Here is a 15,671-nt window from a genome sequence, read left to right on the forward strand (position 1 = left end):
AGGTGGCTCATAATGTTGACGGTTCATGATTCTAAGCAAAAGGTAGTCACGTTGCAAACAAAGGAACTTTTTTTCCTGGCTGGTATTCTCGGTTCAGACCGACTGCTTGGTGTGGAAGATCCGTTTCGCGGCTATATGGCGGAGGATATCGCGATGGAGTGGGAGCGTGTCAAAACCTCCCTGCTTGACAAAGGATATCTGATTCGGGATCAGGATACCGATGAGCTGATCATGACACCGACCGTTTTCTCCAGGGTAGCCATTGCCGGATTGTCCGACAGAGCTTGTTGGATTCGCTACACGATCAACGGCAAGTCGTATGAGAGTTATATACATTGCACGGATGAGCGGGTCGTTGAAGTTTCCCGTGTTGACGACGTACCGGACTCGTTCCGGCTCAGCGATCTGGGAAGTGTTCGTGAAGCCATTGATGTTCTGATAGAGCGGATGAAATGGAGCGGCCATTCTCCTGCGGAGAAACCGGCCCTAATGTGCTCCAAGAAAAAATTTTATGATGTCATGAATGAGCTCGAAAACAGCGGAGTACAGACCGTAGCAGCGGAACTCGAACAGGAGACAAGTGATCCTGAGGGCTCACTTGCACTGGCACGCTGTCTGGTGGGTAAGGAGTCAGACGGGGAGCTCAGGTTGCTTGTATGGAATGAAGACGGTTGGAAGTCGCAGTCGGCAGCATTTGCTGCAAGTGCGGTATCCAACTGGTTGTTCCGGATGAGCACTGCGGCTTCAGATGATTGGCTTGTTGCAGCACTAACGACTAGAGAACAGTTTCACGAGATGCTGCTGGACTGGCTTAAACAGCCTGCAGGGGAAGAGGAAAGGTGATGGTAAATGCGCATTCGTGTGGAACCGGATGTGCTTCGGGCACTGAGCAAGCAGATTCAGTATGCAGCGGAGCAAATACAGCAAAAGATGACAGTGTTGGATCAGGCGATTCATTCGCTGGAGTGGGAGGTTGAATCCCGCGCAGCGGTGATGAATGAATGGAATCACAGTAAACGACTGGGCGAGGATGCGCTACGTCGATTAATGGACTTAAGCGTACAGCTGGGACGCAAAGCGTTGTTATTCCAGCAGGCAGACATGGAGTATCGTTCCGTGCTGAGTCATGTGAACACAGCCTATGGTAATGCGGTCAATATGCTGAATGTTCTTCAGAACAATCGTACAGGAGAAATCATGCCTGCACATTCTGCAACTGTAGCTGTAGTATCCGATCCCCTTTCCGCAATGGCGGCCGTATATCGTGTACAGGATGCCGCTCCGCCTGATGGCTCCCCGGCTACACTGGTGCAGGCTATGCAGCCTGAGCCTGTAGCATGGAGATTCACAGATCCTTCCTTTCGGGGAAGAAGAGGGACCGAGCCTGTTGTTTCCTGAACAGGGTGAATAAAAGTAACAGCAGAAAGTGAATATTTTTTTGTAAATAGGCTGTTAGGAGAAGTTTCAAGTGCTGAAAATGGGGTAAATAGGATTAGGTCCTTCGGCTTTTGTCCGATCGATCCTGGTATAGTACAATTTGAACAAGTAAAAATTTAATTGCACAAACCAAGGAGGAATTTACAAATGGCAGGACGTATTTTAGTTACCCCAGAGCAGCTTGATCAGGTTTCCAACCAATTTAAACAAAGCGGTGAGCAAAGTCAGCAAATCGTATCTACATTGACTCAATCCATCACAAGCATGGAAGGACAATGGGAAGGTATGACAAAGCAACGCTTCTTCCAAGAGTTCCAAGAAGCTAGCAAACAAATGCAATCATTCGTTCAAACGCTGAACAGCATCAGCGCTGAACTTACAGCTATTGCTAACAAATTCCGTACAGCTGACCAAGCTCGTTAATCTGCTTTACATAGATCAGGCCGATGTGAAGTCTGAATTCGTCCTGAATTATAGGTGGATAGCAAGCTGAAGATGTACAACTACAGCAAAAACCGGGCGTTGTCACAACACCCGGTTTTTGTTGCAACTATGACACTAGGACAGAGAGAGGGATAAGCATGTCTTTTCAACCAAATCCCGGGGATGAAGTGGTGATTAACGACATTGCCTATACGATTGGGCAACATCCGGCTGCGCCGGGTCTGGCTTATGCCCAAGCCGGAAGGCAGGGGATTGTTTATCAGTTGTTACCCCGAAATGGTTCCATTCATGGGGCCAAAGCACTAAAAGTATTTTTTCCTAAGTTCCGTATTCCGGCTATGGTATATCAGTCTGAGCATATGGAGTCTTATAGTGAACTGCCAGGTTTGCAGGTATGCAAGCGTGATGTGCTCACTCCGGAAAGAAACGGAGCGCTCATTGGAAAACATCCCGATCTGTTATATGCGGTGTTGATGCCATGGGTGCAAGGTCAGACCTGGTTCGATGTGATCAGTGATCAGAGACAGTTGACGGCTGAGGAGAGCCTGAAGCTGGCTAGAGCGCTTGCTGGAACAGGTTCGGCTATGGAACAACGTGGACTGGCTCATTGCGATATGTCCGCTCCCAATGTAATGATTCCGTTTTTTTCCGAAGTGGAGAACCTGGGGAAGATGTCTGCGGTAGAACTGGTGGATGTCGAGCAGATGTACGGTTCCAAGATGGATCGTCCGGATGCCCTGCTTGCCGGGTCACCCGGTTATGCAGCCCATCGAACAGTGCACAGCGGTTTGTGGAGTTCATATGCTGACCGATTTGCCGGAGCTGTTATCATTGCTGAAATGTTAAGCTGGTCCGACCCTGTGATTGTAGAGAAAGCGTGGGGCGAAAGTTATTTTGATCAGCATGAAATGCAAACGGTGAGTGAACGGTATTTTGCGATGCGGGAGTCCCTTGAGAAGCGTTGGGGTTCCAAACTGTCCGATCTGTTTATTCGAGCTTGGGAAAGTCACGATCTGAGCAGCTGTCCGACGTTTGGTGAGTGGTATGTTGCATTGGCTGCGGTAGACGTGGATCAGGCCAATGCGGCGGCTGCTGTGACAGCGGAAGAAGAAGCTGCCAATTCGTCCGAAGCTGATGTGAATCTGAAAAAGAGCTCAGAACCAGTAAGTGAACCGGTGAATACGCAAGACGGGAACCGTCCTCAAACGCCGCACTCTCCCGATCAGGAAGCGGTTGTGAACCGTCTGTTCCTTCAAGCAAGAGCCCTGGAGGATGAAGATAAACCGGCTGCAGCACTGGAAGTGTACCGCTCGCTTTATCATTTTATTCCTCATAACAGCGCGATGCAGATGGAAGTCGAGGCTGCAATCAAGGAACTGGATGCCAAGCTTAATCCAAAAGAAGACACAGACAAGCCCGTACCTGTGCCATTCTACAGATCCAAAAAGTTCATGATTTCCTCCGCTGTGCTTATTGTATTGCTGGCAGGTGGCGTGCCAACGGTCAAAATACTCGCCGATCAGGCAGAGGTGAAACAGAAAGAACAGCAGGAAGCCACACGACTGGCAGATATCAAAGCTGCGGAAGAGGCTGAAGCAGCAAAGGCAGCTGCGCTCAAACAGCAGGAAGAACAAGAGAAGCAAAAGGCCGCAGATGCTGCAAAACTGGACGCAGAGGAAAAGAAAAAGCTCGCTGAAGCCAAGCAGAAGGCAGCTGAAGCAAAGAAAAAAGAAGAAGAACGTAAGGCGTTACAGGCCAAGTACGACAAACAGGCGAAATATGAGGCCTTTCTGGTGAAGCAGGAACAGCAGAAGAAAGAAGCCGCCAAGAGAGCGCAGCAGGAAAAGTACGATAAACAGGCAAAATATGAAGCTTATCTGGTCTGGAAAAAAGAGAATGATGCCAAACTTGCAAAACAGGAAGCGGAGCGTAAAGCGGCAGCTGAAGTTAAACGTCAACAGGAGATTGCTCAGAAAGCAGCTCTGAAGAAAAAACGTGCCCAGAATGTGGTCACGCTGATTGCTCATTACAATAAAACGTATAACGCGCAAAAAGGCAGAAAAATTGAAAATGCGGAATCATATGCCCGTGATTTCAAAAATCTTTACAATACCGATGCTTCCTATTTCAAAGGTGTCGGAAAAGTGGCCGCTCGAATGAGTGCCATTAACAAATTTCTGAGCAATAATAGCTACACGTTGCCCAACTTATAAATTAATGTGAATGATGGAGGTGACTCACCCTAGATGAACTACACGATTCAAGCATCACAGCGTACACCTGCACTTATTATCTATTTAATTGATATTAGCGCCTCCATGAACATGGTTCTGGAAAATCGTCGACGGATTGACGTCGTCTATGATGCCTTATCTCTCGCGATCCGCCAAATGGTATTTCGCTCTACCAAGGGAAATCGTCTGACACCTCGCTATCGTATAGCCATATTGGCTTACAGCGATGATGTATATGACTTGTTGAACGGAATCAAAGGGATTGACGAGATCGCTGCAGTTGGTTCTTTGCCTGACCTGACACCGAGACGGTTTTCAGATTCTGCGAAGGCTTTCCTGCAGGCGGAAAAGATTCTACAGGCTGAAATTCCGAATATGCAGGATTGTCCTGCGCCACTTGTATGCCATATGACCGACGGGGTAGCTACAGGTGAAGATCCCGAACCGATTGCCAAAAGAATCATGGGTATGAGTGTACCTGACGGCAATGTACTGGTGGAGAATATTTTTATATCGGATCATCTGCTGGAAGGACCAATTGCTGAACCTAGAAGATGGAAGGGAATCTCTTCGGAAACGAATCTACAGGATGAGCATGGAGAGAAGCTGCGGAATATGTCATCCGTCCTGCCCGAAAGTTATCGGGAAATGCTTGTTGAAGCTGATTATTTGCTTGCACCCGGTGCACTCATGATGCTGCCAGGTACATGTGCAGAATTGGTATCAATCGGGTTCCAGATGTCCGCTGCTACGCCTGTGAGATAGGAGGGGAATCATGAGATCGATGCGTTTGGCAACATTGTCTGCTGGAGATAAGGGGGGCCATGCCGAGCAACGGCATGGCAACTTTCGCTATGTGAGTGTACAGACCGGGGAACAGCCGCTAACTCGCTATCAGGGTACATTTAAGTGCAGATATGGTTATGGCAGAGCGGCTGAGACGGTACATCAGGGAGATACCGGACAGGACTTTGCTGCGGTACGTATGAAAGGGAATATCTGCAATTTTGTTTTGTGTGATGGCGTAGGCATGAGTTACCTGGGCGATTTTGCAGCGCGTTTTCTAGGGAATGCTTTGCTGGATTGGTTGGAAACGACGCAACACACAACGGTAGAGGGTGTTGAGCGTCTTCTCCATGATCTTACCCTTCCCGCATCGGAGCAATTGGAGAAATTACAGCCACTGGAAAGTTCCCCTTTGTTGCTGCGTGAAGTGTTGATGGAAAAGCGAAGTCGGGGCAGTCAGGCCATGTATGTCTGTGGGCGGATTGAGCTCACGGGAGGCGGCTGCAAAAGTCGGGTATGGCTTGCGTGGCAAGGAGATTCCCGTATTCGCCTGTGGCGTAATGGTCAGGAACAGTCTGAATTATTTCAGACTCACTGCAAGACAAATGAGCGTTGGTCTACCCTTGAAGGACCTGTTGGTGGTAAGCCGCACATCTGCGAGATGAAAGGGTCCGCAGGAGATTCACTGCGTCTTCAGTTATATACGGATGGACTGAACGACCTGGATGCCATTCAAGCCTATGTCCCGGATGAACACATTCAGGTACTGCTGGATGCGACACATACCGGCGGTCTTGAAGATGATGCCGCTTTCATTGAGCTGGAATGGTGAGTGCCGGATATCAAGATGTGGATCGATCCTGATGAAGCTGTGACAGCGGCGAAGATCAACTGTGAAAAAACTTGCTGGTGTTGATTTAAAAGACACTCTTTTTGGGTAATCTTGTGAAGAATTGGCTTTCACGATGAGTATGAACGTACATTCTTACATAATTGCTAAAATGAAGGAGTGGAATGGATAATGACACAACATAACGGCAAGTCACGGTTCCAAGGCAAGGTTGCGATTATTACCGGAGCAGGCTCCGGAATTGGGAAGGCCACTGCGGTCAAGCTGGCTAAAGAGGGTGCACATGTTGCATTGTTTGATCTGGTGAATGATCGGATCTCGGAAACGGAAGCAGAGATTAATGCACTGTACCCCGGTGCGGCAAGAGCATTTGATGTAGACATTTCCGATCCGGCACGTGTGGAAAAGGCGGTACTGGAAACTGTTGAGTTATTCGGCGGTTTGGATATTGTTTTTGCCAATGCGGGCATTAACGGTGTATCGGCACCGATTGAGGAAATTCAGGTTGAAGATTGGCAACAGATTATTACAACCAACCTGAATGGTACGTTTTTCACGATTAAATATGCATTGCCTCACGTGAAAAAACGGGGTGGCGGCAGTATTATCATCACGAGTTCGATTAATGGCAATCAACGCTTCTCAAGCTTTGGCATGTCGGCATACAGCACGTCCAAGGCAGGACAGGTTGCTTTTGCCAAGATGGCTGCGCTTGAGCTGGCGAAGTTCAAGATACGTGTGAACGTGATCTGTCCAGGAGCGATTGCAACAAATATCGATCAAAGTACGGTCAAAACGGATGATCTACAGCAGATCATTATTCCGATGGAGTTCCCGGAAGGACAGCAGCCACTTGCGGACGGGCCGGGTCAGCCGGAACATGTTGCCGATCTGGTAAGTTTCCTCGCATCGTCCGAATCCAGACATATTACCGGAGCAGAGATCGTTATTGATGGTGCCGAATCATTGCTCAGCTAAGTGAGTATTCTGGATAAATTTCATTTTTACTTAGGTGTGTCTTAGGGTGTGTCTGCGATAGTCGTTCCTCTGGAACGGCTTTTTTTGTTATAATGCTAACATTCGAATAGAGATACTGAAGAGCAGTAGGGTACATTCATTAGGAGCGATTATATGCATATAGAGTTACCGATACAAGAGGTTATTCCTGAGTTAAGACAGTTATTTCGGGATCAAGATACAGGTGTGTTAATTGCAGAGCCAGGAGCGGGAAAAACGACTGTTGTACCGCTGGCTTTGCTGGAGGAGCCGTGGATTGCTGGACGGAAAATCATTATGCTGGAACCCCGAAGGCTGGCTGCGCGTTCGGCTGCATCGCGACTGGCGGCTACGCTTGGAGAAAAAGCGGGTCAGACCGTAGGATATCGTGTACGCATGGATACCCGGGTGAGTCAGGCGACGCGAATTGAAGTTGTGACGGAAGGGGTATTGACCCGGATGTTGCAACAGGACCAGGGTCTTGAGGATACGGCGATGATTATATTTGATGAATTCCATGAGCGGCATCTACACGGGGATTTGGGCCTGGCTTTGGCCTTGGAATCGCGAGCGATGTTACGTCCAGATCTGAAATTGCTGGTGATGTCGGCGACCCTTGATCCTGTTCCGGTCTGTGCATTGCTAGGTGAAGGCACACAATCAATTCACTGTCCGGGCCGCACGTTTCCGGTGGAAACACGATATGTGCCAAGACCGGCAGCCATGCCACTGGAACAATTCACGGCTCAGACGGTGACCAGGGCATTAGCTGAACAGGAGGGAGACGTGCTTGTTTTCCTTCCTGGCGCAAGAGAGATACACCGTACAGAGCGAGAGTTATTAAACGGTTCTCTTCCTGGACATGTGAAAGTTCATTCCCTGTATGGCAGTATGCCGGTGGAACAACAGGATGAGGCCATACGCCCGGCGGCTGAGGGCTCGCGCAAAGTTGTGTTGTCCACCTCCATTGCGGAATCCAGCCTTACACTAACTGGAGTCAAGATTGTGGTGGATGCGGGGCTGAGTCGTGCATCGGCATTTTCGCCGCGCACGGGCATGAGCCGACTTGTCACCCTGCCGGTGTCCAAGGCGTCAGCCGATCAACGGCGGGGGCGTGCAGGGCGAATTGCCCCAGGGGTATGTTACCGGCTATGGAGCGAAGAGGTTCACGGGGGACTGCCTGAGGCAGCTCGCCCGGAGATCACCTCCGCGGATCTTGCGCCGCTGGCGCTGGAGCTTGCCGTCTGGGGTGTCCAGTCCCCAGCAGAGCTGCAATGGCTGGACACCCCGCCTGACGCCGCCTACGGCCAGGCACAGGCGCTGCTGCGCCAGCTAGGCGGCCTGGACGACGCAGGCCGCATCACGCCCTTCGGGCGGCGGATGAACACGCTTGGCGTGCATCCGCGACTGGCCAGCATGTTGCTCCGCGCGGCGGAGCTTGGGCTGGCCAGCTACGCCAGCATGCTGGCGGCACTGCTGCAGGAGCCTGCCGGCCTCCGCAGCAGTGGTAGTGCAGGCGCGGGCACGGACCTCCGCCCGCGCGTAGAGGCGCTGCTGACCGCGGACAGCAGCGCCATGCCGCAAGCGGCAGCGGCTGTCGCAGACGGCGCGGCCGTGCGGCGCATGCTCCAGGAGAGCCGCCAGCTGCGCTCGGCGCTCGGCCCGGCGGCCGATCCGGTGCGGCCGGATGAGGACAGCTGCGGATTGCTGCTGTCCTTCGCCTATCCGGACCGGATCGGGCAACGCCGGGAGGACGGCCGCTATCTGCTGAGCAGCGGCCGCGGCGTACGGCTCGCAGCGACAGAATCGCTGAGCCGTTCAGCGTATCTGGTCGCAGCCGAGGCAGACGACCAGGGCGCAGATGCGCGCATCCTGCTGGCTGCGCCGTTGCAGGAGCAGACATTGTTGCAGGCAGGTCAGCACTTGCTGCACAATGAAGTGCAAGTGGCCTGGGATTCCAATACCCGCAGTGTGCGGGCACATAAGAGACTTCGTATTGGAGCCCTTGTGATTAAAGAGAGCAGTATTGCACAGCCACCTGAAGATCAGGTGCTGGAAGCACTGTTAAACGGGATACGGATGGAAGGGCTGGATTGTCTGCCCTGGACAAAAACGTCCAAACAACTTGCGGACAGGCTACGTTTCCTGCATCTCCATCTACCTGAGTGGCCTGACCTGATCGAAGATGATCTGACCGAAGAGCTGGCAGAACATCTTACCCCTTATCTGACAGGCATGCGATCGGCAGCCGACCTGAAGAGATTGTCGATGCAGGATGTATTACTGGGTGGATTGAGCTGGGCGCAACGACAACAACTGGACGATGAAGCTCCGACGCATATACAGGTGCCCAGTGGCTCACGTATTCCTGTGGACTACAGTCGTCCAGAGGACCCGGCGCTTGCAGTAAGATTACAGGAGATGTTTGGACAACAGGAGACACCGCGTATAGCGGGTGGGCGAGTCCCGTTGACCATCCACCTATTATCACCCGCTCAGCGACCTGTACAGGTCACACGAGACTTGGCGAATTTCTGGCGAGAGACGTACTTTGACGTCAAAAAAGATCTGAAAGGTCGTTATCCGAAGCATTACTGGCCGGATAATCCACTTGAAGCGGTCGCCACAAATCGGGCTAAACCACGGGGGAAATAGATGAATTATTTCGTTTTTTAAGACATCAACTATTTGGCTCCCCAAGGGCGCTCTTCATCAGGCTCAGACTCTCCTGAACAACCTTCAGTTTTGGAGCTGATCGAATCATTCTCTTCCTTAAAGAATCACCCTTTATCTAGGACGTGTCTCAAAACACGCTAACGTGCATCTTCTACTACCTTTTCGCTCCATGTTACGTCACTTTGCCTTTTTGTCCCATGCTGCGTCACTTTCCCCTGACGTGCCCCGACACGCCTGCTGAGAACTTCCGGCACGGAAGGAGAATTCAGCAAAATCGGATGAGAATTATGCCCAATCTGCTTCCTTCGAAGTTTGAAGACACCATTGAGCGTGCCTTCAAACCTGCCGAATGCCGGAGCGTAAATGGACGTGCGTGGAGCCAAACAACATGGAGCGGAGCGCTAACGAACTTGTGACGTCTTATTCAGCGATTTGAAGCGCCCACAGTAACCTAAGGAATCTGAAACACGCTATATTTGAATAACCATCCATTTACAACGGGTTTGTCAGGTGATTTTGGTAAATAACGTGTCTCATGTTCCTTACAAAATATTAGGAGGGCCCGAAGGATAAATAAGACGTCCTCGGTTCCTTAGAAAATTGCCTGGGACAATCCGCCAGGATCAGCCAGCCTAGACTTCAAGATGTTCTGGACGCCGACGTGCTTCAACGTAGAACATGCCTAATAACGTATCACATACCTGAGTTTGAAGGCACACCCTGATGAGGATTAATAAGGAATGAACTTCAGCAATTTTTTACTATCAACACATAGTATATTGACTTGCAAACGTTTAAAAGAAACTTAGGCGGGTAATAACATAGCGAACCACTCAATAATATGAGGAGGGATTCACTATGCAGAAGAAAATCGTAGGTGTGTTTAATACAGAACGTGAAGCATCGCAGGCTATCGAGGGTCTGAAAGCACAAGGATTCACTTCAGACGAAATCTCCGTTGTTACACAAGATCGGGACGAACTGAAGGCAATTCGGGAAGAGACAGGTACCAAAGCCCCTGAGGGCGTGGCTGCTGGTGCAGCAACAGGTGGTGTACTTGGTGGTGTAGCCGGTCTGCTCGCAGGTATCGGTGCACTAGCCATACCCGGCATAGGACCGATTCTGGCCGCAGGCCCTATCGCAGCAGCATTTACCGGTGCAGCTGTGGGCGCAGGAGCTGGCGGATTGGTGGGTGGACTTGTGGGTCTTGGTATTCCGGAAGAGGACGCTAAACAGTATGAGGAGTATGTACAGAATGGTAAAATCCTGTTGCTCGTAGATTCTACGGATCGGGACTCCGATGTGTACGATGTGTTCAGTGGCAACAGCCAGCTTAACCGAGACAGAGCCGAAGCAGCTCATCGCGGAGATGTGCCAGCCGAACGTCCGGATCTGGATATGGAAGAACGCAGATTGGAAGCCCAAAACAAGGCAGCGCGATTCGGTAACAATACATTCCTGTAATCTTGCCGCGAATTTAATCGATATGAAATAGAACCCAATGACTTATTATCTGCAAAATGGAATGACATATATGATCCACCAGATGGTCATTAGCCGGTTTCCTTAAGGGAAGCCGGCTTTTGTCCCTGTGTTGCATATGGGTGGGTGTCAATAATGTTGGATGGTGTTTTTACCCAGTTAAGCAGGGAATAACAATACATATAACAGTACAGCCAAAGCGAGTCCAATCACCAGTAACATCATGGTAAGAAACCGGATTAATCCGGTCGATGCCTGAAACGTCTGTTCATTGATTTGTGTACGCTTCCGATGATACGCTGCTGCCGAATACACAATGATGGATATGCCGCCAATCAGAGAAGTGATACCCGTAATAATCGCCGCAATATGTGCAAGCCGATCATACGCCGACGAATTGAAGCCAAATCCGGCAGCAAGAAAGCCGATGCCCGCCATGGCAATACCGGTGCGTACCCAGGCCAGAAAAGTTCGCTCGTTAGCCAGATGTTGCTGGACATACTTGGAATCGGTAGTGGTTATGTCTTTGTCTGTTAAAGAAATGTGAATCAACTCCGTTCATTAAATATACGGCTTCATTGTACTTTGTTTTTATCGCAAAACCAAGAAAGGATGGCTGAATGTATGCCTCGCAAAGAACGAATTACAGAAATAGAGAGCTTAAGGGGAATTGCCTTTGGAGCGGTGGTTCTCCAGCATTCCATCGCACATTACTCTTTAGTCCCGGAAACGAGACTGGAGGATGGCGTGTTACTGGCCATACTGCTGATGCTCTCCAAATTTGCAGTTCCTTTATTCATATTCATAACAGGGATGGTGCTGTTTTATAACACGGGAGACAAGCTGCATTACGGCAAGTTTATGAGAAAAAGAGTAAACGACGTGATCGTGCCTTACCTGATCTGGTCACTCATTTATTTTACACTTGCACCGCGGGGCTGGACCGGATTTGGATGGAATGACATCCCGGACCTAGGCCTGAAGTTGCTTACGGGCAAAACGACTTCACACTTTTGGTACATCATTATGTTGATTCAGTTTTATCTGTTATTTCCGCTCTTTTTGCGAGCCATTCGTTATGTATATAACCGATATGAGGCCAAGGGGCGCTTGATCGCATTATTGATTTCTGGTGTGGTGTATCTTGTACTTGCGGATCAATTAAGAAACATCGCCAAGTTCATGGAACGGCTGAATATCCCGGTGCTGACAGATGCTTTTACAACGTATGCAGACCGTAATTTCCTCTATTTCTTTATTTATTTTATACTTGGTGCAGCAGCGGGGTTATCCGTCCAGCACTGGAATGAATGGATTCATCGATTGCGCTGGATATACTGGACAGTGTTTATTGTTCTGGGTCTGCGGTTTACTTATTTATTAATGCTGGAGTTTCAAAAGCCGGAGGGAATCAAAATTACGTTCTACACAGTCAGCTTGATCCGCCCTGATATGGCACTCTTTCTGATCGCTTCCATTATGGTCATGTACCAGCTGGCCGGAAAACTTCACAACCTCAGGGCTACACGATTGCTGGGATGGATTGGTGGTGTATCGTATGGCGGTTATCTGATGCATATGTTGATGCTGCGGTATAGCTACATTCCGGATGAGTTGTTTTACGTTGCTATGGGTTGGAACCCTGTCGTCCGAATGATCATCACCTGGTTGTTGGCTCTTACATTATCCTGTGTAGTGACATGGCTTATCTCGCGTGTAAGCTGGGGCAAATGGATTGTGGGAGCCGTACCGAAATCTGTCCGCAATAAATGAAAACATCAACATATGAAAAATTCACAATAGATCACCACAGCCGCACAGAAGTGTACGGGAGTACGAGAGTATACGAACACAAGATACAGAGCACAGGTATTACAGCTTTTACAGATTCTGCACAGACTTTCTTGTCATTAAAATTCGATCTCACGACTCCCTGAGCCCTGAAATAAACAACTTTTGAACAATTTCATAACTCACTAAAAATGAATTTCTGTAACTGGATATAGACAAATTGAACCGTTTCGATCTATATCCAGCCTTGATTGAAGCAGCTAAAGGTATTATGAAATTGATTCTTTTGAATAAAAAATAAAATTTCATTACATGAAAAATTCACAACAGAAAACCTTTTTCCGTGCTTCCCCCAGGTTAACGCGTATTCACACGATTTCTTGCTCGCCCTCCTTGAAGATAGATAAAAGGGAGGCAAAGCGGAGAAAGATGGCAGAACCCGAACATAAGTTTTATAATACTAGATATATAGGTTCTGACAGGAGGGGAAAGAACGTGGCTTTTATGATTGCACAGCGGGCATTTATCAAGCTGTATCTGATTACGATGGTTGAACAGCACAGAGGGTATGGTTACGAGATGCTGGAGGCGATGAAGCAGGAATTCAAAGACTACGGTTATGTACCACCACAGAGCGAGGTATATCGGGCATTACATGAATTGGTACAACAGGGTGTATTTTATCGAACGAAGAAGCTGAAGGGTAACGATCCAAAGGTCGATTTTCAGGAAATCGTTTTATATCATTTCACGGATGATGGTGCGGAAAAAGCTGAGTTATACAAGAAACAGGTCAAAACGGATCTGGATCGTTGTCTCGGCATGTTACACAAGGCAGAAGAGGACAACTACGGTACGAAAGGAAGATGAGCATGAACAGACAGTTACAGTGGGGTGTACTCGGTACGTCAACCATTGCCAAAAATGCAGTCATTCCGGCGATCCAGCAGTCTGAACGTGGTGAGGTGTTGGCGATTGCCAGCCGTAGCAAGGAAAAAGCGGAAACCCTTGCCGAAGAACTCGGCATTGCCAGATCGTATGGCAGTTATGAAGAGCTCATCGCTGATCCGGACATTGAAGCCGTCTATATTCCTTTGCCTAACCATATGCACAAAGAATGGACCATCAAAGCGGCACAGGCTGGTAAACACGTGTTGTGTGAGAAGCCTGCTGCCTTGAATGCAGATGAATCGGCAGAAATGATCGAGGTATGTCATCAGCAAGGTGTTCTTTTTGCAGAAGCAATTATGTATCGATATCATCCCAAGCACAGACGTGTGCAAGAGATTATAGCTAGTGGAGAGATTGGTATCGTCAGAGCCATCCATGGTAACTTTACCTGTAATACCGCTGATGACAAGGAGAATGTAAGGTTCAAAAGAGAGATGGGCGGCGGATCATTATTCGATCTTGGCGTGTATCCGATCTCGGCGGCCCGGATGTATCTGGGACAGGAACCGGAAGCGGTGACAGTTCACGCTCTATTCTCGGACGAGCATGATGGCGTGGATATGATGGCGTCGGGACTGGTAGAATTTCCGAATTCGGTAGCTTTAACTTTTGACTGTGGCATGTGGGCTTCAGGTCGAGCGGAGATGGAGATTCTCGGGACGGAAGGGCGGATTGAACTACCAAAAGTGTTTGGCTGGGAGAACAGTGATATTCCACCTCAGATTATTGTGCACACCGATTCGGTCAGCCGTGAGGAACGTGTATCCGTGTCGAATTCCTATGTGCTTCAGGTGGAGACGTTTGCAACGGCTGTGTTTGAAGGAGAGGCCTTACCTTTCAGTCCGGAAAATACCATTCAAAACATGCGCGTTATTGATGCGTGCCTGGAATCGGCTCGAACTCGTCAACGTGTGAAATTGATCGGTTAGATTAGGTCAGGTCAGTTTAAACATAGTAGTAAATGCAGACTCCATCTTCAGGGATGAGAGTCTTTTTTCTGTCTTAAAATGTTACCATTATAATATTTTACAAATTCAACGTCTTTATTTGATATTTCTACCAAAATGATGTGATATAAATAGTCATGAGATGACTTGTTTACTATAATCTAGCAGAACATACAACTAGACCGTTACAGCTTGCAGAACGCATATCGTGACAACGTTCATCTACTTTGAGGGATCGGGAGGCCGGATTGATGAAAAAGTTGATATCCACCGCATTACTGGCATTGTTGTTAACGTTTGTTTTCCTCACAGGTTCACAGTTAACTCCAGTCGCACAGCAGAAGGCATCTGCTGCAACATGTACCATCATCAATACGTTTACGGGTGTAGCAAACTATTTGAGTGCAAACGGAACGTTGCCATGTAACTTTATTACCAAATCACAGGCAACAGGACTTGGCTGGGTAGCGTCAAAAGGAAACTTGGCTGTAGTTGCTCCTGGCAAAAGCATCGGTGGGGATACATTTGGCAATCGGGAGGGGCTTCTGCCTTCGGCCAGCGGACGTACATGGCGCGAAGCGGATATTAACTATACTTCCGGCTTCCGTAATTCGGATCGGATTGTGTACTCCAATGATGGACTCATCTACAAAACGACAGATCACTATGCATCATTTACACGTTTGAAATAGAGGAAGGAGCAGCCATGAATACCGTGATTCTGGATGGAGAAGACTTTGCTAGTAGCGTTGAACTTCATCAACAATTAAAGGTTAAGCTTAAACTGCCGGATTTTTATGGCGGTAATCTTGATGCATTGTGGGATTGTCTGACGGGTACGATTGAACTTCCACTTGAGCTAAAATGGACCAACTACAAAATCAGCGAAGAACGCTTGGGAAATGAAGCAAACCGGGTACGTGATTTGATGTTGGAGGTACAGGCTGAACAGGCTGGATTTCAATTGCTTGTTGAGAAGTAGGTAGCAAATAAAGAGAGTTCAAATACAATACGTCCAGCCGAGCAGACCACATGTGGTCTGTTTTTTTGTGTTATAGGAGGTTGTTCAAAAAGGTT

The 15,671-nt window shown here is 48.8% G+C and carries 16 protein-coding genes; 15 read left to right on the plus strand and 1 reads right to left on the minus strand.

The window, feature by feature from the left end; genetic code table 11:
* The first annotated feature begins 12 nt into the window (after positions 1-12).
* The 10 genes from EL84_RS17905 (at position 13) to EL84_RS17945 (ending at position 10,887) form a co-directional block, all read left to right on the plus strand.
* Positions 13-843, plus strand: a complete 831-nt coding sequence (locus tag EL84_RS17905) for a hypothetical protein (protein WP_047842537.1) — start codon at positions 13-15, stop codon at positions 841-843.
* A 6-nt stretch (positions 844-849) separates the two neighbouring features.
* On the plus strand, positions 850-1,398 hold the full coding sequence (locus EL84_RS17910) for a WXG100 family type VII secretion target (protein ID WP_017689072.1): 549 nt from the start codon (positions 850-852) through the stop codon (positions 1,396-1,398).
* 186 nt (positions 1,399-1,584) lie between these two features.
* The gene (locus EL84_RS17915; RefSeq protein ID WP_017689071.1) at positions 1,585-1,860 is read left to right on the plus strand and encodes a WXG100 family type VII secretion target; all 276 of its coding nucleotides are present in this window, start codon (positions 1,585-1,587) and stop codon (positions 1,858-1,860) included.
* A 158-nt stretch (positions 1,861-2,018) separates the two neighbouring features.
* Positions 2,019-4,094: a membrane protein gene (locus tag EL84_RS17920; protein WP_047842538.1), complete on the plus strand. Its 2,076-nt coding sequence runs from the start codon at positions 2,019-2,021 to the stop codon at positions 4,092-4,094.
* Positions 4,095-4,127: 33 nt separating this feature from the next.
* Entirely contained in the window at positions 4,128-4,880 is a 753-nt protein-coding gene (locus EL84_RS17925; protein ID WP_017689069.1) for a vWA domain-containing protein, read from the plus strand.
* Between the two features lie 10 nt (positions 4,881-4,890).
* Positions 4,891-5,733 carry a protein phosphatase 2C domain-containing protein gene (locus EL84_RS17930; protein WP_053061522.1) on the plus strand — a complete coding sequence of 281 codons (843 nt, stop codon included), beginning with the start codon at positions 4,891-4,893 and terminating at the stop codon, positions 5,731-5,733.
* Between the two features lie 189 nt (positions 5,734-5,922).
* On the plus strand, positions 5,923-6,729 hold the full coding sequence (locus tag EL84_RS17935) for an SDR family oxidoreductase (RefSeq protein ID WP_047842539.1): 807 nt from the start codon (positions 5,923-5,925) through the stop codon (positions 6,727-6,729).
* Between the two features lie 153 nt (positions 6,730-6,882).
* Positions 6,883-9,402, plus strand: coding sequence for an ATP-dependent helicase HrpB (gene hrpB, locus EL84_RS17940; protein WP_047842540.1), 2,520 nt, complete (start codon positions 6,883-6,885; stop codon positions 9,400-9,402).
* Positions 9,403-9,710: 308 nt separating this feature from the next.
* Complete coding sequence (locus tag EL84_RS32755) at positions 9,711-9,839, plus strand: hypothetical protein (protein ID WP_268794688.1); 129 nt, start codon at positions 9,711-9,713, stop codon at positions 9,837-9,839.
* Between the two features lie 442 nt (positions 9,840-10,281).
* Positions 10,282-10,887 (plus strand): general stress protein, encoded by a 606-nt coding sequence (locus EL84_RS17945; RefSeq protein WP_017689064.1) that lies wholly within the window; start codon positions 10,282-10,284, stop codon positions 10,885-10,887.
* 177 nt (positions 10,888-11,064) lie between these two features.
* On the opposite strand, the gene EL84_RS17950 is transcribed toward EL84_RS17945, so the two are convergent.
* Positions 11,065-11,457: a YidH family protein gene (locus EL84_RS17950; protein WP_235431543.1), complete on the minus strand. Its 393-nt coding sequence runs from the start codon at positions 11,455-11,457 to the stop codon at positions 11,065-11,067.
* 72 nt (positions 11,458-11,529) lie between these two features.
* Between EL84_RS17950 and EL84_RS17955 the strand changes: the two genes are divergently transcribed.
* The 5 genes from EL84_RS17955 (at position 11,530) to EL84_RS17975 (ending at position 15,576) form a co-directional block, all read left to right on the plus strand.
* The gene (locus tag EL84_RS17955) at positions 11,530-12,678 is read left to right on the plus strand and encodes an acyltransferase (protein WP_047842541.1); all 1,149 of its coding nucleotides are present in this window, start codon (positions 11,530-11,532) and stop codon (positions 12,676-12,678) included.
* A gap of 513 nt (positions 12,679-13,191) precedes the next feature.
* A complete protein-coding gene (locus EL84_RS17960) occupies positions 13,192-13,566 on the plus strand; it encodes a helix-turn-helix transcriptional regulator (protein ID WP_036609188.1) in 375 nt (124 codons plus the stop codon).
* A gap of 2 nt (positions 13,567-13,568) precedes the next feature.
* Positions 13,569-14,576 (plus strand): Gfo/Idh/MocA family protein, encoded by a 1,008-nt coding sequence (locus EL84_RS17965; RefSeq protein WP_047842542.1) that lies wholly within the window; start codon positions 13,569-13,571, stop codon positions 14,574-14,576.
* A 269-nt stretch (positions 14,577-14,845) separates the two neighbouring features.
* Positions 14,846-15,286: a ribonuclease gene (locus EL84_RS17970; protein ID WP_047842543.1), complete on the plus strand. Its 441-nt coding sequence runs from the start codon at positions 14,846-14,848 to the stop codon at positions 15,284-15,286.
* Between the two features lie 14 nt (positions 15,287-15,300).
* Positions 15,301-15,576 carry a barstar family protein gene (locus EL84_RS17975; protein WP_047842544.1) on the plus strand — a complete coding sequence of 92 codons (276 nt, stop codon included), beginning with the start codon at positions 15,301-15,303 and terminating at the stop codon, positions 15,574-15,576.
* Positions 15,577-15,671 lie beyond the last annotated feature (95 nt).

This window comes from Paenibacillus sp. VT-400 (assembly GCF_001029205.1).
Taxonomy (GTDB): Bacteria; Bacillota; Bacilli; order Paenibacillales; family Paenibacillaceae; genus Paenibacillus; species Paenibacillus amylolyticus.